Origin of the sequence: Coleofasciculus sp. A1-SPW-01 (assembly GCF_040217205.1) — a bacterium.
GTDB lineage: Bacteria > Cyanobacteriota > Cyanobacteriia > Cyanobacteriales > Coleofasciculaceae > Coleofasciculus > Coleofasciculus chthonoplastes_A.
In genome coordinates this window covers 16,149-40,330 of record NZ_JAVJNP010000122.1, presented here as the reverse complement: position 1 = coordinate 40,330, position 24,182 = coordinate 16,149, and the positions used below count along the sequence as shown (strand labels likewise).

Genomic DNA, 24,182 nt, shown 5'->3' with positions numbered 1-24,182 from the left:
GAGAACCATTCATAAAGCAGACGGCTATGAATACCAATCCTAAAAATAATGATTCGCTATCGCTCAATTTCAATGTTGGCGGCAATTCCCCTCCCGCTAACCTTCGGTATAACGGGAGTCCCCTTGCCGCATTTAAGATGGTTTTAGGTTGGGATGTTCTCAGGAAACCCAACATCAAAGGCTAAGGTTCCTTTACTACGAACGAACCTAGATGGTTTTTCCGCCACGTTGCGTCTGTTTTGCGATTTGTGGGTATTTCTAAGACTCGAATTCCTTTACTCGGTAATGAACTCAGTAATTGCTGCAATTGTTGCCACGATTCAATACGTTGATACTCTACCCTGTATGTTAAACATAATTGTGCAAAGTCTATATGTTGGGGTGTGGCAAAGAATTCTTCAAAGGGTGGCTCAAAGTCGGAAATGGGTAACATCTCAAAAATACCACCGCCGTTATTGTTGATTAAGATGATGGTGAGATGACCAACAAGTTTCTGATTCAGCAAAAAACCATTGGTATCATGCAATAATGCTAAGTCTCCCGTTAGCATCACCGCACTTTGATTCCGGTGAGCAATCCCTAATGCTGTTGATAAGGTTCCATCAATTCCATTAGCACCACGATTAAACCAGGGCTGAATCTCTGTATTTCCTGGAGACCAAAAAAATTCTACATCCCGCACGGGCATACTATTGGCAATGAATAAAGGTGTCCCTGTGGGCAAACATTGAGAGAGTATCCAGGCGGCTTTTCCTTCAAATAATTGAGTCATTTCTGCCATGGTTTGGTCAACGGCTGCTCTCACTTGCGTTTCTGCATCACACCATTTTTGCAGGTAATGTGGGTTTTGTTGGGATACGGTTTTCCCCTGTTCCTCTATCGGGGTGGGTGTGGTTCTGTTATCGGTTTTGTCCACAACGTTATCTGTCAAACCCGCCCCTACAGCCATATCTTTTTTATTATTCGTGGTTAGCCATTGTCCAATTTCTTCGATAGAAATCCGCAGATGCGTGGTTTTCCCATGGAGAGCATCTAAGTTATGATCACAAGGGTTAATAATCCAGCGTTGGGGTTGATAAGTATTTAACCAAGCGCGTAGTTCTTTACTGGTGGGAAGTTCGCCAATTTGAATAACAATAGTCGGTGTAAGCTGTTGAGCGAGTCGGCGATTCCGCAGAATTAAGTCATAAGTGGAAATCAGATAAGGATTCAGGTGAGCGTAGTTTCTTAGGGGAGAAAGCCCTTCGGCTAATAGGGGAAAGTTTAGAGATTGCGAAAGTTGGGCAATTGCCTGACAATAGGCTTTAGGGTTTTGGGGTTGGGCTAACCCGGCAATAATTAAACCGCGATCGCACGCTTGCCAGTCTGAGTAGGGAATCGTTTGCCCAGATACAGGAGAGGGGGGATGCACAGATGCGGGAGTAACCGCCCCAAAGAAGTCATCAGCCTGGAATTGGGATTGTAACCTAGTAGCGGCTGGATCAGGAATAGGTGCTAGAGGATCACGAAAGGGGCAATTTAAATGTACTGCACCGGGAGTAGGAAAGCGCGATCGCTCCCAGGCGTGAATGACGGTTTGTCGCAAATATCTCAACATCCCCATTTCTAGAGAGGGTACGGCTAATTCCGTTTGCCAGTTGGGATAATTGCCATAGAGTTTTACTTGGTCAATAGTTTGCCCAGAGTGACAATCGCGCAGTTCTGGGGGACGGTCTGCGGTTAAAATTAATAGAGGAATCCGGCTTTCTCGTGCTTCAATAATCGCGGGATAGAAATTCGCCCCGGCGGTTCCTGAGGTACAAACCAACGCCACAGGTAGCCCCGATTGTCGCGCCACTCCCAAGGCGAAAAACGCCGCCGAACGTTCATCGAGAATCGGAATTGCCTCAACTTGGCTGTGTTGTGCAAAAGCAACAGTAAGCGGGGTGGAACGTGAACCGGGACATAAGACGGCAGTAGTTAATCCCAACCGCGTTAACGTTTCCACCAGTATGGAAGCCCAGACAGTATTGGTATTACGAAAGTCAATTAGCATCGCATCCCATACTATAGCAGAAGCCAAGTTCTGTAGGGGTAAAACATGTCGTACCCCTACGATTCAGCGTCTGTGGGTCAATCCTAACTACAAACGAATCTCGGCTTTGACTAAATCATTACCTGCCCGTTCGAGATGGAAACCCACTTTTTCCGCCACCTTCTGCATCGGCACATTTTCTGCCAGAATATCAGCAGTAATCCGCGTCAGTTTCTCTTGGCGACCCACTTGAATAATGCGTTGCAGTAATTCCGTCCCTAAGCCGCGACGCTGATAGGGGTCACTAATTAACATAGCGAATTCCGCTTCATTAATCCCATGCATCTTGCTCAATCGCGCCACGCCCAAGATTTGATGCTTTTTCGTCTGCGGATCTTTATAGTCCGCCACCAGTGCCATTTCCCGATCATAGTCAATAAAGCAGATGCGGGTTAATCGTTCATGGGCAATCCGCCGACTCAGCTTCATTAAGCTGAAATAACGCAAATAGACACTTTCTTCCGATAGCGTTTGGTGGAATTGCACGATTAAAGGTTCATCCTCTGGACGAATCGGACGAATCTTCACGGGCGTACCATCATTAAGCTGCCATGGGGTGACGTACTGCCGAGGATAGGGACAAACCGCCGTTTTCGGGAGTTGGTTTTCCTCAACGTCAAGATCTTGGAGGATAATCCGGGCATCTAGGGCGATGAGTCGATCCGAAGATGCTTGCAGGGGATTGATATCAATTTCCTTGATCCAACGCTGTTCAATCACCAATTGACTAAAGCGAACCATAATCTGCTCAAGTTCGGCTAAATCAACGGCTTGACGCCCCCGCACCCCTTTGAGTGCCTTATAGATTTGCGTCTGTTCGATCATCCGCCGCGCTAGGGTGGTATTCAGAGGAGGGAGTGCGATCGCCCGATCCTTGAATACCTCAACTAACTGTCCCCCAGACCCAAAGACTAACACTGGTCCAAACTGGGGATCAACGATGCTGCCAATAATCAGTTCATAAGCACCATCCTGGTGCACCATTTGTTGAACCGTAACACCTAAGAAATGTTCGGCACCGACTTTCTCCGTCACCGTTGATTGAATCCTGTTATACGCCCAACGCACCGCTTCTTCATCGGTGAGATTTAACTGAACCCCACCCACATCAGTTTTATGGGTAATAGTTTCCGAGAAGAGTTTCAACACCACCGGGTATCCCAGGGAATTCGCCCAATTCACCGCATCCTCTTCTGTTTTTGCTACCCCAGTATGCACAATCGGGATATTATAGGCAGCGAGGAGTTGTTTCGATTCCAACTCCGTCAGAATCGTCCGTCCCGCCTTGCGTGCCGTTTCAATCATCTGCTGCGCCAAAGCGCGATCGGGTCCGGTTTCTTCGGATGATGGTAAAATCGGCGTTTCGTAGATCCCACTCAGGTTGTAGCTGTACTGCCACATTAAATTAAATAACCGCGCCGCATCATCGGGATAGGGATAGGTGGGAATGCTGGCACGGTTGAGTAAGGTTTCCCCAGTTTTGGTTTCTGATCCTCCCATCCAACTAGCAAACACGGGTTTAACAGCTTTCTGGGCATAGGGTTTTAACTGTTCGGCAATCTGAGTCGGATCAGTCATGGCTTGAGGCGTGAGAATCACCAGCAAGCCATCGCTGTTGGGATCTTCAACCGCAATATCTAAAGCTTTGGTATAGCGATCGGGGTCAGCATCACCGAGAATATCAATGGGATTACCATGACTCCAATGGGGGGGCAGGATTTCGTTAAGGGCAGTTACCGTATCCTCAGAGAGTTCCGCCAATGCACCACCCGCACTAATTAAGGCGTCTGTTGCTAACACCCCTGGTCCCCCAGCATTGGTAATAATGGTCAAGCGAGGTCCTTTGGGACGACGGGGCTGTTTCGCCCACACCTCTGCCATATCAAACAGTTCGGAGATAGTATTCACGCGAACTACACCACAGCGGCGGAAGGCAGCATCGAGGACATCATCGCTTCCGGCTAAAGAACCGGTATGGGAGGCGGAGGCTTTAGCTGCGGCTTCGGTGCGCCCGGTTTTAATTACGATAATCGGCTTGGTTAATGCCACTTCCCGCGCCGCTGAAAGGAAGGATCGCGCATCGCCAATGGATTCCATATAAATGACGATGCTATGGGTGTGGGGATCATCACCGAGATAGTAAATCAGATCCCCCCAATTCACATCCATCATCGAACCAATGGAAATAAAGGCACTAAAGCCCACATTTTCCCAGAAACTCCAATCTAGGACAGCGGTACATAATGCCCCACTCTGACTAATAAACGCCAAATTACCCGGACGCGCCATGGTACTGGCGAAGGTAGCATTTAACCCACTGCGCGGACTCATTAAACCCAGGCAATTCGGACCAATAATTCGCATTTTGCCCCGGGCGGTTTCCAGGATTTGTTGTTCTAACTCGACTCCCTTCGGACCAATTTCTTTAAATCCCGCTGAAATAATAATCGCGCTTTTGACCCCAACATCAACGCACTCTTGGATGACTCCGGGTACGAAAGGGGCGGGTATAGCAATGATCGCCAGATCCACGAGATCTGGAATGTCTTTAATACTGGAATAAGCGGGAATCCCTAGGACACTATGCCGTTTGGGATTCACTGGAAAAATGGTTCCCCCGAAAGGATTACTCATTAAATTCCATAGCAGGGTTCGCCCCACACTGCCCTCTTTATCCGTCGCCCCAATCACAGCAACGGTATCGGGGGCGAAGAAGGTGTGCAGGGGTTGACGTTCGGAACGCAGAATATCGTATGCTGGATCGGTGGTTGGTTTAAGTGGCTTAACCATTGTTTTTTCCTTTCCTTAATTAATACTTCTGGGGAAAAATTGAAACGGAACGGTTAACACTGAACACACAAGGACTAAAACCTAGGGTTCTCCCTGATAATTAATCTGCCATCTCAGTTGGAAAAGGTGGGGAAGACGTTTTGATTGTGTAGGGGTTGGTTTTACTACTATCGTTTCTTACCTCACCCAGATTGGACTCGCGCCCGCCCAGACTGAGTTAAATTAACTCACAACTCCCTCATCTCGACGCAACCGGATGATTTTCGAGACGGCGATTCCGCTGGTATTGCCAACAGGCGATGAATATGAATCAGGGCGTCGGTAACTCCCTGTTGGGCAATGGGTGAGAGAATTTCGCCAAACTCGAAGTCAACAGCGGGGATGGTAACCAGCCAAGCGGGGGGAGAATGATCATAAAGGACTTGGGCTAACGCTAACAGCGATCGCGGATCACAATGATGCCCGACCGAGATTGTATCAGCATCCTCCGATCGCAGGGGAAAGACTTGCACCGTGGCTGTCTCTCCAGATACCGGATAAGCATCCACAAAAATCGCCCCATCCACCGTAGCTAAGGTTTGTGCCAATTCTGGAGTCAGTTGGTGCAGGGGAAGCGATCGCACTCCCAGGTATCCCCACTCTTGTACCTCCATTGCCACAACTTGACCCACACCGTCATCCCGCCGCAGCGTATTCCCATAGCCAATCACCACCCATTGGTCATTTGTCATTGGTCTTATGTCCTTTGTCCTTCGTCAGGCTTGACTGGATGTTTACAGAACCTAACATCATTCCCCTTGATCTCCACTGACCTAACTTAGCAGTATTCTAACTGGACTTCTTTCTTATGGTTTTGCAAATACTTCACTACCTCTTCTACTAAATTCCGGCGGATGGAAATGTTTTTGGGTAACAGCGGATTTTGATAAAATTCGTTAATTTTCTGCCCCACCAAGAAAAGTACCGAATCCGCCATCAAGATTTCCTTAGCTAGAAGCGCTGCACCATTGCGATCACTCGGTAGGCGATCGATATCACATTTACATTTTTTTAAGATTTCTAGGCTTTTGGAGATCGTTAATATCCCTTCAGTTACCAGGTCAATTTGGCTTAACTTACCAATCGGCGGCAGATCCGGTCGCATCGTGGCAATATCCATTTCCACCTCTTCACCCAGATATTTCCCCACAATATTTCCCGTGGTGCCGCCACAGATCACTTTTCTCCCCTCAAAATTTAATAAGCGTTCCACATAAACCTGATCGTGACGTTGATCTAGAGGGGGTCCAGTAAAAATCATTAACTCATTACGCTTTCGCACACAGACGCCCACAAACGTGGCATCATCCCCAATTTTCCCTTGATAGAGGTTGTGCGTTTCGCCAATCACTTTACGGACAATATTACGAGCAGTGTAGGTATCCCGAATATATAGGCTTTCAATGTATTTGGCAATATTTTCCCAGCCCCAGCCAAAATTTAAGACCGCACCCAGCCCCGCATACAAGACGCCATCACTAATCGCCCCCAGGAAATCTCCCCGTTCTAAATGCCCTTCGGAAATAACAATGTCTTTCTCCAGAATTTTCTCGGTTCGCGTTTCAACCGGGACAGGTTTTCCTTTCCTAAAATGAAAAATGGGGGGGTTGTCAAAGTTTATAACTTTAAATTTATTAGTTTTATGATTAATCCGAATTATAGTAAACGTGGCGTAAGCAATTTTCCGGACACTACAAATTGGCAACGTACCAATCACCGTTTCAATTACCTCAGTTAGAGGCAGATCTGCATTCAACATGGTGATCAAGATTTCCGTCGTCAGCGTTGCCAGGATATTCGCCTTGACACCACTTCCCAACCCATCCGATAAAACAATCGTCGTTTTATCCTTCGTCTTGATAAACTTAACCTGATCGCCACATAGTTCCTCTCCCTTTTTATTTAAGCTTAAATCATAGATATCTAGAAAATGATCACGACTCATAAGCTTTTATATTATATAGTTAAACGACTTCTTCCCCTGCTTCCAGACGCGCCATGGCACGTCTCTACATTGCTCCCAGACGTAGCATGCTACGTCTCTACATTGCTCCCCCAGGTATCCCTACTAACCCATCTCCTGTTCCACCATTTGAATAATCTTCAATAGACTCACCTTCGTCGTTGCCGTTGTTTCTCCCAATATCCCCGCAATTTCTTGGACAACTTTCATTTGATTATCCACCACCTCATTAACCTTTTCCACCGTTTCTCGCTTAACTTTGATCAATTCTCGCTTACGCTGTAACTCATAACTCATATTCACCAAAATAGCTGCAATTATATTTTCTTCTTTAATCGGAAAAATAACTTCTCTGACATAAAGTTGGTGATTAGCGTACTCTTTTTCCTTCCCCTGAATCACCTCATCATTATCCCAGACTCGTTGAAAATCACTGACATCTGTCAAAATAGTGGAGGCGGACTCACCAATAGCCGCCTCCTGTTCCACATTAAACATTTTGCAAAAGGCAGGATTTACCAGCTTGATTGTCATATCTTTATCCACGACAATCAAACCGTTGGGATCATACCGCCACAATAATTCCCACAAACTCTTATCATTACTTGTCATAGTATTTATTATTCTTCAAGCTGCTATGCCAAAGCTAACTGAAATTTATTGTTCCCTGTTACACACCGAGCAAAGCCGAGGTGTTCCCTCTCCCTATACATCATTGAATACAAGATACATCATTGAATACAAGGCAGAATCTCTTGTTTAAACTTTTGCTCAACATTGTTAGCATTGATATTGACAAAAAATTTATCCTTAAACTTCATCACAATACCAGCGCTACAGGTTTCCAAACAAAAGGAACCCTTTAATTCAACTTTATCCTCCAAATTGTATGTGCTAATCAACTGCTGAATTTTGGGTAATACTTCATAAACACCCAATTGATGACAGGCTGAACCCATACATAAATAGAGATTTTCTTTCCCATCCATGATCTACACCTCAATCTTACTGCACATGCAACCCTTGTCTTTGAAAGATTTCCATAACCTGCTGCACCTGTTGGGGGGTTGGCGAGGGTGTGTCTTTAAGCTGATAGTCATACCCTAGCTGTTGCCATTTATACTCTCCCATTTTGTGAAACGGCAGAATTTCTACGTTTTCCACATTACCCAAGCTAGAGACAAACTGGGCTAATCCCTCGATACTCTCTAGGTTATCGGATAAATTGGGAACTAGGACAAAGCGAATCCAGGTTGGCTTTTTAATCTCACTCAGATACTGGGCAAACGCGAGTGTCGGTTCTAGGGAAACGTTGGTAATCTTAAAATAAATTTTGGGATCAAAGGATTTGATGTCCAACAAGACCAAATCGACATGATCCAACACGGGTTTAGCGACATCCAAATTGACATAACCCGACGTATCTAGGGCAGTATGAATCCCTTGGTCTTGGCAGCGTCGGAAAATTTCGCGGACAAACTCCGGCTGCATCAAGGGTTCACCCCCTGTTATGGTAACGCCGCCGCCGGAAAAGCGCATGTAGGAACGATACTTTGGGATCTGGGTCATCAGTTCATCAACGGTAACCTCTTGACCTTCACGGATACAGCGGCTATCCGGATTGTGACAATAGAGACAACGTAAGGGACAACCCTGGGTAAAAATAACAAAGCGGATACCTGGACCATCCACCGTACCGCAGCTTTCTAAGGAGTGAATGCGTCCTTTTACAGAGGTTTTGGGAGTGGCGATTGGGGATTGAGAAATTGATGATTGCATTACCATAGTTCAAATGTTGAGTTTGTAGGGGCGGGTTTGACGAGTATCGTTTACGAAACAGATGTAACTCAACCCGCCCTGACTTGGCTTTGCCGTGTTAGTTGGTGGGCAATGCCCACCCTACGGGATATCTAGGATTTCGGCGAACCAGAACTATTGCACCTAAATCCGTTCGTGGAATGTGCGGTTAATCACATCCAGTTGTTGTTCGCGGGTTAACTTAATAAAGTTCACCGCATAACCCGATACCCGAATCGTTAACTGCGGGTATTTCTCTGGATGATCCATCGCATCTAGCAGAGTATCGCGATTGAAGACATTGATATTGATATGATGACCTTCGTCATGGAAATACCCATCCAGCATTCCCACCAAATTAGTCACCTTCGCCTCATCCGTCTTACCCAACGCTTGCGGCACAATGGAGAACGTATAAGAAATCCCATCTTGGGCATGTTCATACGGTAGTTTCGCCACTGAAGCCAAGGCTGCGATCGCGCCATTGCTATCACGACCATGCATCGGGTTCGCACCTGGGGCAAAGGGTTCCCCAGCTTTGCGCCCATCAGGGGTACTTCCTGTCTTCTTCCCGTACACTACATTGGAGGTAATCGTCAGAATCGACTGGGTAGGAACAGCGCCGCGATAGGTCTTATTCTTGCGGATTTTATCCATAAACGCTTTCACCAGGTTGGCAGTAATCTCATCCACCTGATCATCGTTATTGCCAAACTTGGGATAATCTCCTTCCACCTGATAGTCTACGGCGAGACCCTGATCATTGCGAATAACTTTCACCTTGGCATATTTAATCGCCGAAAACGCATCGCCAACCACCGACAAGCCAGCAATCCCACATGCCATTGTCCGATAAACATCCCGGTCATGCAGCGCCATTTCCAAACGCTCATAACAATATTTATCGTGCATATAGTGGATTACATTCAAGGTATTGACGTAGAGTTTCGCCAACCACTCGATCATTTGGTCGAATTTCCCCATCACCTCGTCATAATCGAGGTACTCTGAGGTAATCGCTGCTAGTTCCGGACCGATTTGTTCGCCCGCTTTTTCATCCTTACCGCCATTAATCGCATAGAGTAAGGCTTTCGCCAGGTTAACCCGTGCGCCAAAGAACTGCATCTGTTTGCCAATCGGCATTCCCGATACACAGCAGGCAATGCCATAATCATCACCATAGTGCGATCGCATCAGGTCATCGTTCTCGTACTGAATCGAACTGGTTTCTACCGATACCTTGGCGCAGAACCGCTTAAAGTTCATCGGTAGCCGTTCTGACCACAGTACCGTTAAATTCGGTTCTGGTGCAGGACCTAAGTTATAAAGCGTATGCAAGAAACGGAAACTCGTCTTCGTTACCAACGGACGACCATCTTCACCCATTCCGCCAATGGCTTCGGTTACCCAAACTGGGTCACCAGAGAACAGTTCGTTATAAGCCGGCGCCCGCAGGAAGCGCACCATCCGCAGTTTCATCACAAAATGGTCAATTAATTCCTGCGCCTCGGATTCATTCAGCGTGCCATTATTTAAATCCCGTTCCACATAAATATCCAGGAACGTAGACACCCGTCCCAAGGACATCGCCGCGCCATTTTGTTCCTTCACCGCACCCAAATAGCCAAAGTACGTCCACTGTACCGCTTCTTGGGCAGTTGCCGCCGGACGGCTAATATCACAGCCATAGCTAGCTGCCATTTCCTGAAGTTCATTTAGCGCCCGGATTTGTTCAGAAATTTCTTCCCGTTGCTGAATAACCGACTCATCAATGGCATCGAATTCCAGGGAATCTTGCTGCTGTTTTTTATCAGCAATTAAACGGGTGATTCCATATAATGCCACCCGGCGATAGTCCCCAATAATTCGACCCCGACCATAGGCATCCGGTAACCCCGTAATAATGCCAGAATGTCGTGCTTTTCGCATTTCCCGTGTATAGGCATCAAACACCCCATCATTATGGGTTTTGCGATAGTTGGTGAAAATCTCTTCTGTTTGGGGATCAAGTTGATAGCCGTAAGCTTCGAGGGATTTCTTGACCACTCGGATACCACCCAAGGGCATAATTGCCCGTTTTAACGGTTTATCGGTTTGGACGCCGACAATTTGTTCCAAGTTTTGATCAATATAACCCGGTGAATGGGCGGTGATACTGGTGGGGACTTTGGTATCGACATCTAAAATACCTTTTTCCCGCTCTTGCTGCATCAAATCGCAGACGTTTTGCCAGAGTGTTTTCGTCCGTTCCGTTGCTCCGGCAAGGAAAGAATCGTCTTGTGTATAGGGGGTGTAATTCTTTTGGATGAAATCCCGGACATTAATTTCATTCGTCCATTTACCGGGATTAAAATCCTGCCATTGTTCGCATAAAACACTAGCTGTTTCATGTTTTTGCGTAGATGTGTTAGGGGCAACTGTCCCAACCATAGGCATTATTTACCTCTTTTTTTGTGCAAACTTTTGAACGTTAGACGTAGCCCTGACCATTCTTTTAGAAATTTTGGTCAACAGTCTAAGGTGATTGTGGTTCTACTAAAAACTCGTAGCGTTTTATTTGTACCTCAGGCTCTTGACTCTAGTCATGGGTCTATAGGAAGAACAGTAAGGTTTATCCTAACTAAATCTATTCCTTGCGGTCTATTTAGCCTGGATGTTTACCGCTCTCTCTAACTGTCTATCTCTATCGTAACTCCATGGATATTAAATCAGCAAATTTTGGAGAAGTCAATCTAATTCTTTACAAATATTTTTTATGTCAAGGTTGGATGATTTTTCTATAAACTGTGCGGAGAATACTACCCTCGCTCAGGGTATCAGGAGAGGGACAAAGGACGTATTGCATGGACGCCGGGACTTGGCTAAATCGAGGATAAACCCATGTCTAGCAATATCCAAATCCATCCCATAATCACCACCAATAAGCTGTAGGGGCGAGTCGCTGCATCAATGTTCGGTGCGAGAATTAACCTATATCGACTCGCCCCTGTCTAAATGCGGTGTTGGAGCATTACTGATACCGGGTGGGGGCAACCCGATCAAATTAAGGGTTGGGGCGGGTTGCACCATTTTTACCTTTAATTGACGATACCTGATACAGGGCGACCCGATCAAATTAAAGGTTAGGTGGTGTTAATTGGGTACGGCGGGTCGCCCCTACAATTGTTTTTATAACCCACGCTATATTTTGGGGAAAGTTTGGCGCGTAAACCCGCCCCTACATAAAGACGCGCCATGGCACGTCTCTACATGATTCTATCTCCCTACCTTGATATCAACCTGTCACCACAAAATTGACCAGCTTTCCTGGTACAACAATCACCTTTTTCACCGTCTTACCTGTGATATAACGCTGGGCAACCTCTGACTCCCTGGCGTACTGTTCCAAAGCTGATTTATCGGAATCAGCAGGAACCTGAATGGTGCCACGGGTTTTACCCATGATTTGAATGACCAACGTAATCTCATCAGCCACTAATGCCTCTGGTTCAAAGGTACACCAGGGTTGCAGGTGTACTGAATCGGTATGACCAATTCCATGCCATAACTCTTCAGCAATATGGGGGGCAAAGGGGGCTAATAACAGAATCAGAGTCTCGATTCCTTCAGCGTAAACCGGGGAGTCTTTGCACTTAGCATCACCGAGGGCGTTGCTGAGTTTCATTAACTCGGAAACGGCTGTATTAAATTGATACTCCCCATCTAAATCATCGGTGACTTCTTTAATCGCCGTGTGAACTGCCCGTCGCAGGTCTTTTTCCGGTTTACTTAACTCATTGGGAGTGGTGGTGGAACGGTTAGTTCCTTTGGCGACAAACTCCTCCACCAACCGCCAAACTCGGTTCAGGAAACGGAACTGCCCTTCCACATCTGCATCATCCCATTCCAAGTCTTTTTCTGGAGGGGCTTTAAATAGGATAAACATCCGGGCGGTATCGGCACCATATTTGTTAATTACCGCTTCGGGTGCAACCCCGTTATATTTAGATTTGGACATGGTTTTGTAGGAAACCTCCAACGTTTCCCCAGTTTCTGGGTCTTTGGGGTCACTGGGGTTAACCTCCACTGAGGGAATCCATTTCCCAGTTCTGGGGTTCATATAAGTTAACCCCTGCACCATCCCCTGAGTTAACAGACGTTGGAACGGTTCATCAAAATTAAGTAAACCGCGATCGCGCAAAACTTTAGTGAAGAAGCGGGAGTACAATAGGTGCAAAATCGCATGTTCGATGCCACCCACGTACTGGTCTACGGGCATCCAGTCACTGGTTTTACTGGAGTCAAACACCTGCTGGTCATTATTCGCATCCGGATAACGCAGGAAATACCAGGACGAATCAATAAACGTATCCATCGTATCCGTTTCCCGTTTTGCGGCTGTACCACAGGTGGGACAAGGCACATCCGTCCATCCCTCCACCTGGGATAACGAGGCGACACGCCCGCCACTCATGGCTACATTTTCCGGTAATGCTACAGGCAGTTCTTGCTCCGGAACCGGGACAATGCCACAATCAGGACAGTAAATCACCGGAATCGGTGCGCCCCAATAGCGTTGGCGAGAAATTAACCAATCCCGCAGGCGATACTGTATCCGGGCTTTCCCCCATCCTTTACGTTCGGCGTAGTTGACAATCTCTGCTTTGGCGGAAATAGATTCCATCCCATTAAACAAGTCAGAATTTACCACCACACCGGGTTCAGTATACGCCTGTTTCGGTTCAGCTTTCGGGTCAGCCGCATCTGCAGGTACAATCACCGTCTTGATGGGTAACTGCTGTTCCGTAGCAAATTGGAAATCTCGCGCATCATGGGCGGGAACTCCCATCACCGCCCCTGTGCCATATTCATAGAGGACATAATCGGCAATCCAGATGGGGATTTCTTCCCCGGTAAACGGATTAATCGCCTTACCCCCGGTGGGAATCCCCCGTTTCGGCTTATCCTCAGCCGTGCGTTCCAGTTCGCTTTCCTGAGTTACCTCGTTAATAAAGGCATCAACCTCAGCTTTTCGGTCAGGAGTCGTAACCTTTGGGGTTAAGGGATGTTCCGGCGCTAACACGACATAGGTGACGCCATAAACCGTATCGGGGCGAGTGGTAAACACACCGATTTTTTCCTCTAACCCGATAATCGGAAACTCTAAATAAGCACCGACGGATTTGCCAATCCAGTTGGCTTGCATCAACTTCACCCGTTCGGGCCATCCGTCTAGCTTATCTAAATCGTTGAGTAATTGTTCGGCATAATCGGTAATTTTCAGGAACCACTGGCGTAAGAGTTTCCGTTCCACTTTCGCACCAGAACGCCAGGAACGCCCCTCGCTATCCACCTGTTCATTGGCGAGTACGGTTTGGTCAATCGGGTCCCAGTTGACAGCGGCTTCTTTCTGATAGGCTAAGCCGGCGTGAAGAAACTGCAAAAAAATCCACTGCGTCCACTTATAGTAGTCCGGCGCACAGGTCGCCAATTCCCGGTTCCAATCGTAGGACAATCCCAGACGCTTTAACTCAGACTGCATCTGAGTAATATTTTGATACGTCCACTTAGCGGGATGGACACCGCGTTGAATCGCCGCATTTTCCGCAGGTAGCCCAAAGGCATCCCACCCCATCGGATGCAGGACACGATAGCCCTGCATCCGGCTTTTGCGGGCAATGACATCGGTAATCGTATAGTTACGGACGTGACCCATGTGCAGGTTGCCCGATGGATAGGGAAACATGGACAGGGCATAGAATTTGGGCTTATCTGCCTTGTCCTGGGTTTGGTCTAGGTTTTGGTGTGACCAACTGGTTTGCCACTTTTCCTCTATCTCGACGGGGTTATAACGCGACTCCACAAAAGAATCTCCTACAGGGTTGAACTCATCCGTTCTAACAATTTTGGCACATCATCAGGGGAGATGAGGAGTTTGTATGTAGTAAGGGCTTTAGCCCCTTACAATCTTGGGTTGACTACTAGCGTGACAGCGATAGCAAGAAGAGGCGATTGAAATCGCTGCTACACAAACAAAGTCCGCCTGCGCGGACTGGGTTATAACAGGGGTAGCTAACCCGGATTTGGTATATAGCACTACGAGGATACGTTAGGATATCAGTTGATCTGATCCCAAGAGGGAACAGGGAACGTCTTTACGATATTTCTGTTAATTGTCCCCAATCCTCTTTCCGCACCCTGAACTGTAATAATAATTAGCTAATTTGCAGCACGATTCGACCATTTACTTGACCGTTTCTGAGACGATCAAAAATCTGATTAATCTCCTCTAACGGTTGCTTCTCCAAGGTTGGCTTCACCTTGCCTTCTGCCGCAAATTGTAAGCATTCTTGCATATCTTTGCGCGTCCCAACAATCGAACCGCGAATGGTAATCCGTTTTAATACCACTTCAAAGATAGGTGTGGGAAACTCTCCGGGAGGTAGCCCAACTAAAGCACAAGTGCCACCTCGTCGCAGCGTCCCCAAGGCTTGACGAAACGCTGCGGTAGAAACAGCCGTAACTAAAGCCCCATGCGCCCCACCAATTTTCTCTTGTACCACCGTGGCGGGGTCTTCTTTGGTCACATTCACCGTCAATTCTGCCCCCAATTGCTTGGCTAACTCCAGCTTCTCATCGCTGGTATCTAAGGCGACAACATGAAGTGCTAAAGCTTTGGCATATTGGACAGCAATGTGACCTAAACCACCAATACCAGAAATCACCACCCATTCTCCGGGTTTAGTATTAGTTTCTTTCAACCCCTTGTACGTCGTTACCCCAGCACAGAGAATCGGACTCGCATCAGCAAAATCAACACCATCGGGAATCGGACTTACATAGTCAGCCGGTGCCACCATATACTCGGCATAACCGCCATTGACAGAGTAGCCTGTGTTTTCTTGATCAGGACACAAGGTTTCCCAACCCGTGAAGCAATATTCACAATGACCACAGGCACTATGCAGCCAAGGAACACCCACGCGATCGCCTTCTTTATATAACGTTACGCCATCACCCACAGCGGCGACATAACCCGCGCCCTCATGTCCAGGAATAAAAGGCAAGGTAGGCTTTACGGGCCAATCCCCATCCGCTGCATGTAAGTCAGTATGGCAGACACCACAGGTAGCAGTACGGATGAGAACTTGTCCAGCTTGGGGTTCTGGAATCGGAACCTCTTCAATTGATAGGGGTTCGCCAAATTTATGCACCACAGCGGCTTTCATCGTCTTTGCCATAACCTTTATCCTCTCTGAATCGTCGGATTTGCTTGGCTTAATTTTATGTTCACCTCCCCTAGGATTGCACCCTCGCAGGGAGGATATATGGGGGGAGAGTTTTGACCCTTCATAATAATGTTCTGACGATTGCCCATAATTGCAATGCTTTAAAAATCAGGATTATTATCATCCACCTAGCTTGTTGATCCAGTAACTCCAGTTAGTGATCAAAAGAAGTCATAAGTAGGTAGGTAGGGACGTGCCATGGTACATATTAATTATAGGGACGGGTTTAGGCATTGTAGGGGCGGGTTTAGGGACTAACGCTAATTAAGAGCTGATAACTTAACAACAAAACCCGCCCTTATTCAACCCGATAATTGACCGATAATTGACCAACAAAATCCGCCTTTAGATGCTTCGCTTCGCTCAGCATGACAGATTATACCAGAAAGCAATACCTTGAGACAAACCCCTCCCTAACCCTCCCCTTATCAAGGGGAGGGAATTCACAACGTCATAATTCAATCACATCGCCACATCTTAATCGTTTTATCCGCACTCCCACTGACAAGAATTTGCCCATCTAAACTAATCGCCACGGCATGTACAGCCGCCGCATGACCTTTGAGGGTGCGAAGTTTCCGTCCTTTTCTAACCTGCCACAATTTAATCGTTTTGTCGGCGCTACCACTAGCAAGAATCTGCCCATCGGGACTAAATGCTACCCCATTTACAGTATCATGATGCCCTTTTAAGGTTCGCAGTATCCGTCCACTACTGAGTTGCCAGAGTTTAATCGTTCCATCGGCACTCCCACTGGCTATAATCTGCCCATCGGAACTAAAGGCTACCCCATTTACACTATCAGTATGACCAGTAAGTGTATGTAATTCCCGCGCCTTTCCCACCTGCCATAACTTAATTGTTTTATCGCTACTCCCACTAGCGATAATCTTGCCATCGGGACTAATCGCCACCCCATTGACTCCAGCAGTATGACCCTTAAAGGTGCGTAGTTCTCGCCCCTTCGGCAGAGACCAAAGTTTAATCGTTTTATCATCGCTACCACTGGCAATTAACTTACCATCGGGGCTAATTGTAACCGACTTAATTCCAGCAAATAAACCTGAATGTCCGGTTAAGGTTCGCCGTTCCTTTGCGGTACTAATTTGCCAAAGTTTAATCGTTTTATCATTCCCCCCACTCACCACTATTTGTCCATCAGGACTAATCGCAATGGATTGAACATAACCAAACCTCCCTGCATGTCCTTTGAGGGTGCGCTGTTCCTTTCCCGTTTGTACATCCCATAATTTAATGGTTCCATCTGTACTACCACTAACCACTGTTTCTCGATCTGGACTAATCGCAACGGCGTAAACAAAGTAAGTATGACCTTTAAGAGTATGAACACAGCGCCAGTTCTGCTGGAGTGGCTGCAAGACTACATTTTGTAGCTTACTAATGCAGAAAAGGACATCTTGATAGTCTCGCAAATCTTGGTATTGCCAATACAGACTAGCGGCTTGATTAAAATCCGCGATCGCCTGTCGATGTTCGCCCAGTTGAGAATACGCCAGTCCGCGATATTTATAGGCTTTAACCAAGTCAAAATCCAGCCAGATCGCTTTACTAAAATAGTCGATTGCTTGCTGATATTGACAATCCTTTGCCAGTTCCATTCCCCACTGGTAATAGGTTGTCGCATCCACATCCTGGTCAACTTCTGGTTGAGGTAACACCGGAGTGTATGACTTCAGATTTTGGTAAGCCTCATTTATTTTTTTAAGTTTCTCTTGTCCTTTAGCTTGTCGTTGTGGATCATCAGGAAAACGATCCGGATGCCAATGTCTAGCTAATTCCCGATAGGCTTGTTTAATTTCTGCTAAAGATGCACCCGGTTGCAGTCCCAAAATTATATAATACTGATTAAGCTGATCCATAACAATTATGAATTATCTGAATTATAAATTATAAATCATAAATTATAAATTATAAATTTTATTTTTCCCGTTTCTTAACCCATGACGAATGACAAATGACAATCTTATTGATACCGCCAAATCTTAATTGTGCCATCGCCACTCCCACTAATAATCATTTGTCCATCTTGACTCAATGCAATCGAATTCACATCCCTGGTATGTCCCGCTAACGTCGCCGCCACCTTACCACCATGCAAATCCCACACCTTAATTGTGGTATCAGCGCTACCACTAACCAACATTCGTCCATTATGACTAAATTTTACCGTTCGCACCCAATCTGCATGTCCTCTGAGAGTAGCCAAGAGTTTACCATTGCCTAAATGCCATAATTTAATCGTCGTATCGCTACTACCACTAGCGAGTATTTTCCCCTGGGGGTCAATCGCCACAGAATTGACATCCCGTTCATGACCTGTAAAAGTATTTACTAATTCCCCCTTATCCAGACACCATAACTTCACCGTATTATCACTACTTCCACTCACCAAAAATTTACCATCGGGACTAAAAATAACTGAATTAATCCCGCGTAAATGGCGGAAGGTATAGAGTAAAGTGCCAGTCTCAATTTCCCAGACTTTAATAATTTGGCGATCGCTACCACTAGCCAAAAGTTGCCCATCAGGACTTATTGCCAAACATATCGACACTCTTGCATCGAAATAATCCGCGATCGTACAGCTTACAAAACCGGATTGCCACTGCCATAATTCGATCGTGTCATCCACACTACCACTCGCCAAAATTTGACCGTTAGGACTAAACGCCACCGACAACACAGGTTTTATATGTTTGATCAACGTATGCAACAATTCCCCTGTCTGAATATTCCACAATTTAACCGTTTTATCAAAACTTCCACTCGCCAGACATTGTTCATCGGGACTAATTGCCACTGAACAAACCGAACTTGAATGACCGATTAGCGTATAAATGCATTTCCATGTTTTTTTCTGAGGAATAAGTTGATGAATTGTCGGTATAGTTAACCTTTGAACTTGAGCAAAATAGCGGTGACGTGTCGTCAATGAATCAGGATTCAAGTCCTGTAAAACATCTCGCGCTTTTTGATAGCGCCGCCGCACGGGACGTTGTAACAATTTATCCAGAACTTGCTCTAATTCAGGACTCAGGGATGTAGTTAAATAATCTCGCCACACCCAATCTCCCTCATTCACACAATAAAGTTCTAAGGGATGGCGTCGAGTCAACAGATGAATACAAGTAACACCTAGACTATACAAATCACTAGCAAAAAATGCTTGACCTAATGCCTGTTCCGGTGCCGCATAGCCAGCCGAACCAATAATTGTTCCTTTGCGAGTGAGGGCGGTAATCGTGGCAAATTTAGCCGCACCAAAATCCACAAGTACCAGTTGTCCTTTTCTTGCTCCCTGGAAATTGGAGCAAGAACGACAAATCACATTGGCTGGCTTAATATCCCGATGAATAACATTATGACTGTGAATAAAATCGAGCAATAGCAGCAAACTATTGAGTAAGTCTCGAATTTGCTGTTCAGTGAAAGCACCTTGATCGATCAACATTTGAGCTAAATCATATCCCGGAATATATTCTTGTACCAAATACTGGCGATTATCCCGATTAAAATGGGCAAATAGTTCTGGAATTTGGGGATGGTAACCCAAATCATCAAGACGCACCGCTTCTTGCTCAAACAGTTCCGCCGCTTTCTGGACAGTATCGGTTCCTTGAGCTTGAGGATAAAATTGTTTGATCACACAATGCGGCTTAGACGGTTTATCCTCATCCACCGCTAAAAACGTTCTACCAAATCCCCCCTGTCCAATCAATCGCAGCCCCCGATAACGCTCTCTCAATAGTAAATTTGACCCACAAGTTTGGCAAAATTGATTACCATCGGGGTTCTGAGGCTGTAGGCATTTAGGGTTGAGACAGTAGCTCATAATTTGTTTATGTCATTTGTTTATGTCATGTGTCATTTGCATCCAAGCCGTAGGAATGCACGAGTGTACTGTATGTATCTATAGTAAACCTTCCACGCACTGGCGACAGAGACAGCGATCGCGTCCCTTATTACTCTCAGTTTAACTCTGGGTATTATCTTGTAACCAAGCGGTTAAATTGCTAACATCAGTGAAGGTTAGGACAGCATCGGCTAAGGCTTCTAGTTCCCCAGAGGATAATTGACGGAGGCGGGTTTGCAGTTCTGGCGCGATCGCTCCGATACGACGTTCTAATAAACGCACGATTAATCCAATTTCTCCTTCTTGTTTGCCTTGTTCTAAACCTTGCTCTAAACCCTGTTCTAAACCCTGTTCTAAACCCTGTTCAATGCCTTTCAAAATAGCACCTTGTTGGTCTTCTAGAAACATCTGTTGCTTCTCTAGCGTTTCTAATTCTGCCATGGTTAAGTTCGCTTGATTGGCAATCCTAAATGCTTTTTGAATAGCCACCACTTCATCCATTTTTTCCGGTACACTGTCTAGATTGCTCGTTTGTTTCATGAAATAAATCCATTTGTCGGTTAATGTATTTAATTCGTTTAACTCTTTTTGAAAATTCGGTAATTCTACAAAAACCAATTCTAGGGAACGTTCAGGATATATAAATAAATCCTGCATATCGGCAAAAGTAAATCGAGAAATAACTTTATTTCGCTGAGGAAACATTTGAAAGTCTGTAATTGTTAAGGCAATGACAGAATTTAGTCTAGAGTATCCTTCTCCCGATTTAAGTTGAGTCGCAAATGTTTTAGCCGCATTGAAGACAACCCTTTTATCAAAAGCGACAACATTTAAGACTTGCATTTCAATGATGACAATTTTATTTCCGGTGATTTTTGCCTTAACGTCCAGAAACGTATCTTTGAGAGCAGGAATAGTCGGCTGCAAATATGGATCAATAATTTCCAAGTCTTCTATGGTTGGATTACCTTCATAGAGAAGCGCATTTAAAAAACTTATTAGGATATCTTTACTATCGGCAGATCCGAATATTTTCTTGAAAGCAAAGTCTGTTTTTGGGTTGATAAAAGTCATATATCGATCCTAATTTAGTTGCTAAACTATAGTTTATACTGGGGAACAACGAAGCAAATACTTCACCAATTATCGAGGTTGGCTAAGCTGTCACACATTTAAATTTGGAATGGGTAGCGAGCAAGATGCAAAGCCTGCGGCATGGCTTCGCTAAAGCCTGCGGCATGGCTTCGCTAAACGCATTACAAGGGTTTTGCCGTTTTTGACATTAAGGTTTAAATGCCGAACAGCTTATAGATAAGAGGGGACTATAAAATATTGTATTATGTTCTCAAGTTATTGACAGATAGAATCTTAATCGCGGCGCGAGGTTCACTGGACTGGAGTTCAGGCGCGATCGCACTCCTGTTGCCTACGCCATATTTTGATGGTCTTGTCGCTACTCCCACTAATCAATCGCTGCCCATCGGGACTGAAAACCACGGATGTCACCGCCCCTGCATGGTCAGATAAAGTGTCAATTAACTCCCCATCCTCCAGATTCCAGAGTTTCAGGGTTTGGTCACAACTTCCACTAACTAAGATTTTACTATCCAGACTAAAGGCAAGACAGCGCACCTCATCAGTATGTCCCTTTAATGTATACCTTTCCTGTCCAGTTCTCATGTCCCATACTTTAATGGTACAGTCTGCACTTCCACTCGCCAGCCATTGTCCATCGGGGCTAAATATGACCGCATAAATTCCCCTTTGATGTCCGTTGAGTGTGATCGTATCGTTGCGAACAGAGGAACGCACATCCCAGAGTTTAATCATGCCATCTCGACTCCCACTCGCCAGGATTTGTCCATCGGGACTAAAGGCTACTGTATGAACTTTGTCCCCATGTCCCTTAAAAATGCGTTTTTGGGCTAACGTATTAGCATCCCAAAGTTTAACAGTACAGTCAGCACTCCCACTGGCTAAGGTTAAACCATCAGGACTAAAGGCGACGGCGAGAAAATAGTAAAAATAGCCCTTTAGACTGCATTTTTGCTGTCCAGTGCGAGTATCCCACAGCTTAATCGTATGATCCGCACTACCACTGGCTAAGGTTTGTGCGTGAGGATTAAAGGCGATGGATAAAACTGGCTGGGAATGTCCTTTAAGGATGAGGTGTTTTTGTTCAGTTTGAATATCCCACAATTGGATTGTATTGTTAATCGTGTTAGTGGCGATAATCTGCCCGTCTGGATGAAGTGTAAGCGTGGTAATTGGCGCTAAATTTCCGGTTATAGTGTTGACACATTGCCATCGGGGAATGGTGTCTGGTAAAAGCGGTTGAATTTCTACAGCAGGCTCAATCGTGGGAGAATTGGGTTCTGGGGTTGGGAATTGTGCGATCGCACTCTGTAATTCCGTAATCTGGGATGGGAGAGAGTCTAAGTTAGTAACTTGTTGCTGGAGTTGTGCGATCGCGGTTTCTGTCTGTTGATGAGTCTTCTGATCAAATCGCCCTCGATTAGCTAGATTCAATCCCAGAGTAATCGTAATCGGTGCGGCGGCGTAAACCGCCTGCTGAGTGGCGGCGGCGATAACCGTTCCCAATCCTGAACCAGCGAGGAAAAGGTATTCGGTAATCTTTAGCCAGTGGCGGTTACTCATAGCGGGTGCAACGGGAAATGGGCGGCGGGATTAGGTAAAAGGGTAGCCTAATTTTCACCGCATCTGGCAAAATCAGGGAATAACTCAAATTAGAGCGATCTCGACCCATTTCCCGATACAATATCTGGGCATTGTCGCAGCAAAAGGTAGGCAGAATGGTACAGGCAACGATTGGTATTATTGGCGGTAGCGGACTTTACCAAATGGATGCCCTCAAAGATGTGCAAGAGGTGCAACTCGATACCCCCTTTGGCAAGCCGTCTGATGATTTAATTGTGGGTACTCTAGAAGGAACGACCGTTGCCTTTCTTGCCCGTCATGGTCGTAACCATCATCTCATGCCCACTGAATTGCCCTTCCGCGCCAATATCCACGCGATGAAACAGTTGGGTGTTAAGTATCTGATTTCCGCCTCAGCCGTGGGTTCCCTCCAGGAAGAAGCCAAACCTTTAGATATGGTCATACCCAATCAATTTATTGACCGCACCAAAAATCGTGTATCTACCTTTTTCGGTGAGGGGATTGTGGTACATATTGGCTTTGCTGAACCCGTATGTCATCAACTCGCCGAGGTTTTAGCTGATGCGGTGGCTAGCTTACAGTTAACTGATGTCACCCTGCATCGCGGTGGCACATACATCTGTATGGAAGGACCTGCCTTTTCCACTCAAGCTGAATCCCATCTCTACCGGAGTTGGGGCGCAACGGTGGTTGGAATGACGAATTTACCTGAGGCAAAACTAGCGCGAGAAGCAGAAATCGCCTACGCCACCTTAGCCCTAGTCACCGATTATGATTGCTGGCATCCTGATCATGACAGCGTAACTGTAGAAATGGTGATTGGCAATTTACGGCGCAATGCGACGAATGCTCAACAGGTGATTCAAGAAACCGTGCGGCGTCTTGCCCAAAATCCACCCCCATCCGAGGCGCACTCAGCGTTAAAGTACGCGATTTTGACCCCACTCGACAAAGCGCCAGAGGCGACGAAGCAGAAGTTAAGCATTTTCTTGCAAAAATACCTTTGATGTCATTCGTCATACTCGCTTCCGGAAAAGAAGCTGCAATAACTTGTGCCAGACTGAGAAAGTTTGCGTAATACAACGTAATATTAACAAACGTAAACTTATACCCATATTTACGTTTCCCACTGTGTATGATGGTTCGTATGACCCAACTGTATTACAGCGGCATCAAAAGATTTTCTCAAATCGCCGTTGTTACAGAAAGCCTCTGTTAGCTACAGGTTCCGACCCTGGTTGAGAGATGGTTGACAGAGGTTGGGTAAACAGGGTGCATCTACTATTCATAACTCAGACGCTTATGTGTCCCTCGACTCTCTGATTCAAATATCTCATACAACACTATTTGTAATACAAAATAAAATTTTCGTAATACGTTGGCTGTAGTGAGAGCAATCTCCCAGAGGACAGTTTGAGCAAATCACTCACGATCCTGGGAGATTTAATTAATTTATAGGACAGGTATAAAAAAGTTACTTACACAAAAGCTGACGTTGCTAGCGTTTTAGGTTAGGGTTATGTATTAAGAGAGTCGTAAATTTCTGTAATCTCAACCGAGTCGTGGGAAGAAACCAAAGACAGGGTGTATGGAATAGCGGCTGAGGACTAACGCTCGAAAGTCGCTGCTTCTACCCAGAAGGAGAGAGAAAACATCTATGCGATATGTGAGTAATCTTTTGAGGGAACGTTGCTATCT

General features: G+C 45.9%; 17 protein-coding genes. 3 read left to right on the top strand and 14 right to left on the bottom strand.

The annotated features are described in order from the left end of the window. The coding region (locus tag RH949_RS18350; protein WP_446355098.1) for a hypothetical protein at positions 1-185 on the top strand (185 nt) is incomplete at its 5' end. On the opposite strand, the gene menD is transcribed toward RH949_RS18350, so the two are convergent. From menD to pflA, 7 genes are all read right to left on the bottom strand, one after another. Then, on the bottom strand, positions 182-2,035 hold the full coding sequence (menD, locus tag RH949_RS18345; protein ID WP_446355097.1) for a 2-succinyl-5-enolpyruvyl-6-hydroxy-3-cyclohexene-1-carboxylic-acid synthase: 1,854 nt from the start codon (positions 2,033-2,035) through the stop codon (positions 182-184). The genes RH949_RS18350 and menD overlap by 4 nt on opposite strands. A gap of 87 nt (positions 2,036-2,122) precedes the next feature. Then, positions 2,123-4,864, bottom strand: a complete 2,742-nt coding sequence (locus tag RH949_RS18340) for a bifunctional acetate--CoA ligase family protein/GNAT family N-acetyltransferase (protein ID WP_446355095.1) — start codon at positions 4,862-4,864, stop codon at positions 2,123-2,125. A 227-nt stretch (positions 4,865-5,091) separates the two neighbouring features. After that, entirely contained in the window at positions 5,092-5,595 is a 504-nt protein-coding gene (locus RH949_RS18335; RefSeq protein ID WP_446355093.1) for a hydrogenase maturation protease, read from the bottom strand. A gap of 86 nt (positions 5,596-5,681) precedes the next feature. After that, positions 5,682-6,848 carry a SpoIIE family protein phosphatase gene (locus tag RH949_RS18330; protein ID WP_006106165.1) on the bottom strand — a complete coding sequence of 389 codons (1,167 nt, stop codon included), beginning with the start codon at positions 6,846-6,848 and terminating at the stop codon, positions 5,682-5,684. Positions 6,849-6,971: 123 nt separating this feature from the next. After that, positions 6,972-7,478 carry a PAS domain-containing protein gene (locus RH949_RS18325; protein ID WP_006106174.1) on the bottom strand — a complete coding sequence of 169 codons (507 nt, stop codon included), beginning with the start codon at positions 7,476-7,478 and terminating at the stop codon, positions 6,972-6,974. Positions 7,479-7,597: 119 nt separating this feature from the next. After that, entirely contained in the window at positions 7,598-7,855 is a 258-nt protein-coding gene (locus RH949_RS18320) for a (2Fe-2S) ferredoxin domain-containing protein (RefSeq protein ID WP_006106178.1), read from the bottom strand. Between the two features lie 16 nt (positions 7,856-7,871). After that, complete coding sequence (gene pflA, locus RH949_RS18315) at positions 7,872-8,645, bottom strand: pyruvate formate-lyase-activating protein (RefSeq protein WP_006106166.1); 774 nt, start codon at positions 8,643-8,645, stop codon at positions 7,872-7,874. Between pflA and RH949_RS18310 the strand changes: the two genes are divergently transcribed. Further along, positions 8,640-8,780, top strand: coding sequence for a hypothetical protein (locus RH949_RS18310; protein ID WP_446355089.1), 141 nt, complete (start codon positions 8,640-8,642; stop codon positions 8,778-8,780). The genes pflA and RH949_RS18310 overlap by 6 nt on opposite strands. Before the next feature lie 27 nt (positions 8,781-8,807). Here RH949_RS18310 and pflB read toward each other — a convergent pair whose 3' ends face one another. From pflB to RH949_RS18275, 7 genes are all read right to left on the bottom strand, one after another. Further along, positions 8,808-11,093: a formate C-acetyltransferase gene (pflB, locus tag RH949_RS18305; protein WP_446355087.1), complete on the bottom strand. Its 2,286-nt coding sequence runs from the start codon at positions 11,091-11,093 to the stop codon at positions 8,808-8,810. An 844-nt stretch (positions 11,094-11,937) separates the two neighbouring features. Next, positions 11,938-14,505, bottom strand: coding sequence for a leucine--tRNA ligase (leuS, locus tag RH949_RS18300; RefSeq protein ID WP_446355085.1), 2,568 nt, complete (start codon positions 14,503-14,505; stop codon positions 11,938-11,940). A gap of 352 nt (positions 14,506-14,857) precedes the next feature. After that, positions 14,858-15,883 carry an alcohol dehydrogenase AdhP gene (gene adhP / locus RH949_RS18295; RefSeq protein ID WP_446355083.1) on the bottom strand — a complete coding sequence of 342 codons (1,026 nt, stop codon included), beginning with the start codon at positions 15,881-15,883 and terminating at the stop codon, positions 14,858-14,860. 506 nt (positions 15,884-16,389) lie between these two features. After that, the gene (locus tag RH949_RS18290; protein WP_446355081.1) at positions 16,390-17,811 is read right to left on the bottom strand and encodes a WD40 domain-containing protein; all 1,422 of its coding nucleotides are present in this window, start codon (positions 17,809-17,811) and stop codon (positions 16,390-16,392) included. 104 nt (positions 17,812-17,915) lie between these two features. Beyond that, complete coding sequence (locus RH949_RS18285; RefSeq protein ID WP_446355079.1) at positions 17,916-19,784, bottom strand: protein kinase domain-containing protein; 1,869 nt, start codon at positions 19,782-19,784, stop codon at positions 17,916-17,918. A gap of 141 nt (positions 19,785-19,925) precedes the next feature. Then, positions 19,926-20,879, bottom strand: a complete 954-nt coding sequence (locus RH949_RS18280) for an Rpn family recombination-promoting nuclease/putative transposase (protein WP_446355077.1) — start codon at positions 20,877-20,879, stop codon at positions 19,926-19,928. Positions 20,880-21,206: 327 nt separating this feature from the next. Then, positions 21,207-22,463, bottom strand: a complete 1,257-nt coding sequence (locus RH949_RS18275; RefSeq protein ID WP_446355075.1) for a WD40 repeat domain-containing protein — start codon at positions 22,461-22,463, stop codon at positions 21,207-21,209. 155 nt (positions 22,464-22,618) lie between these two features. On the opposite strand from RH949_RS18275, the gene RH949_RS18270 reads away from it, so the two are divergent. After that, the gene (locus RH949_RS18270) at positions 22,619-23,491 is read left to right on the top strand and encodes an S-methyl-5'-thioadenosine phosphorylase (protein WP_006106169.1); all 873 of its coding nucleotides are present in this window, start codon (positions 22,619-22,621) and stop codon (positions 23,489-23,491) included. Positions 23,492-24,182: the final 691 nt, after the last annotated feature.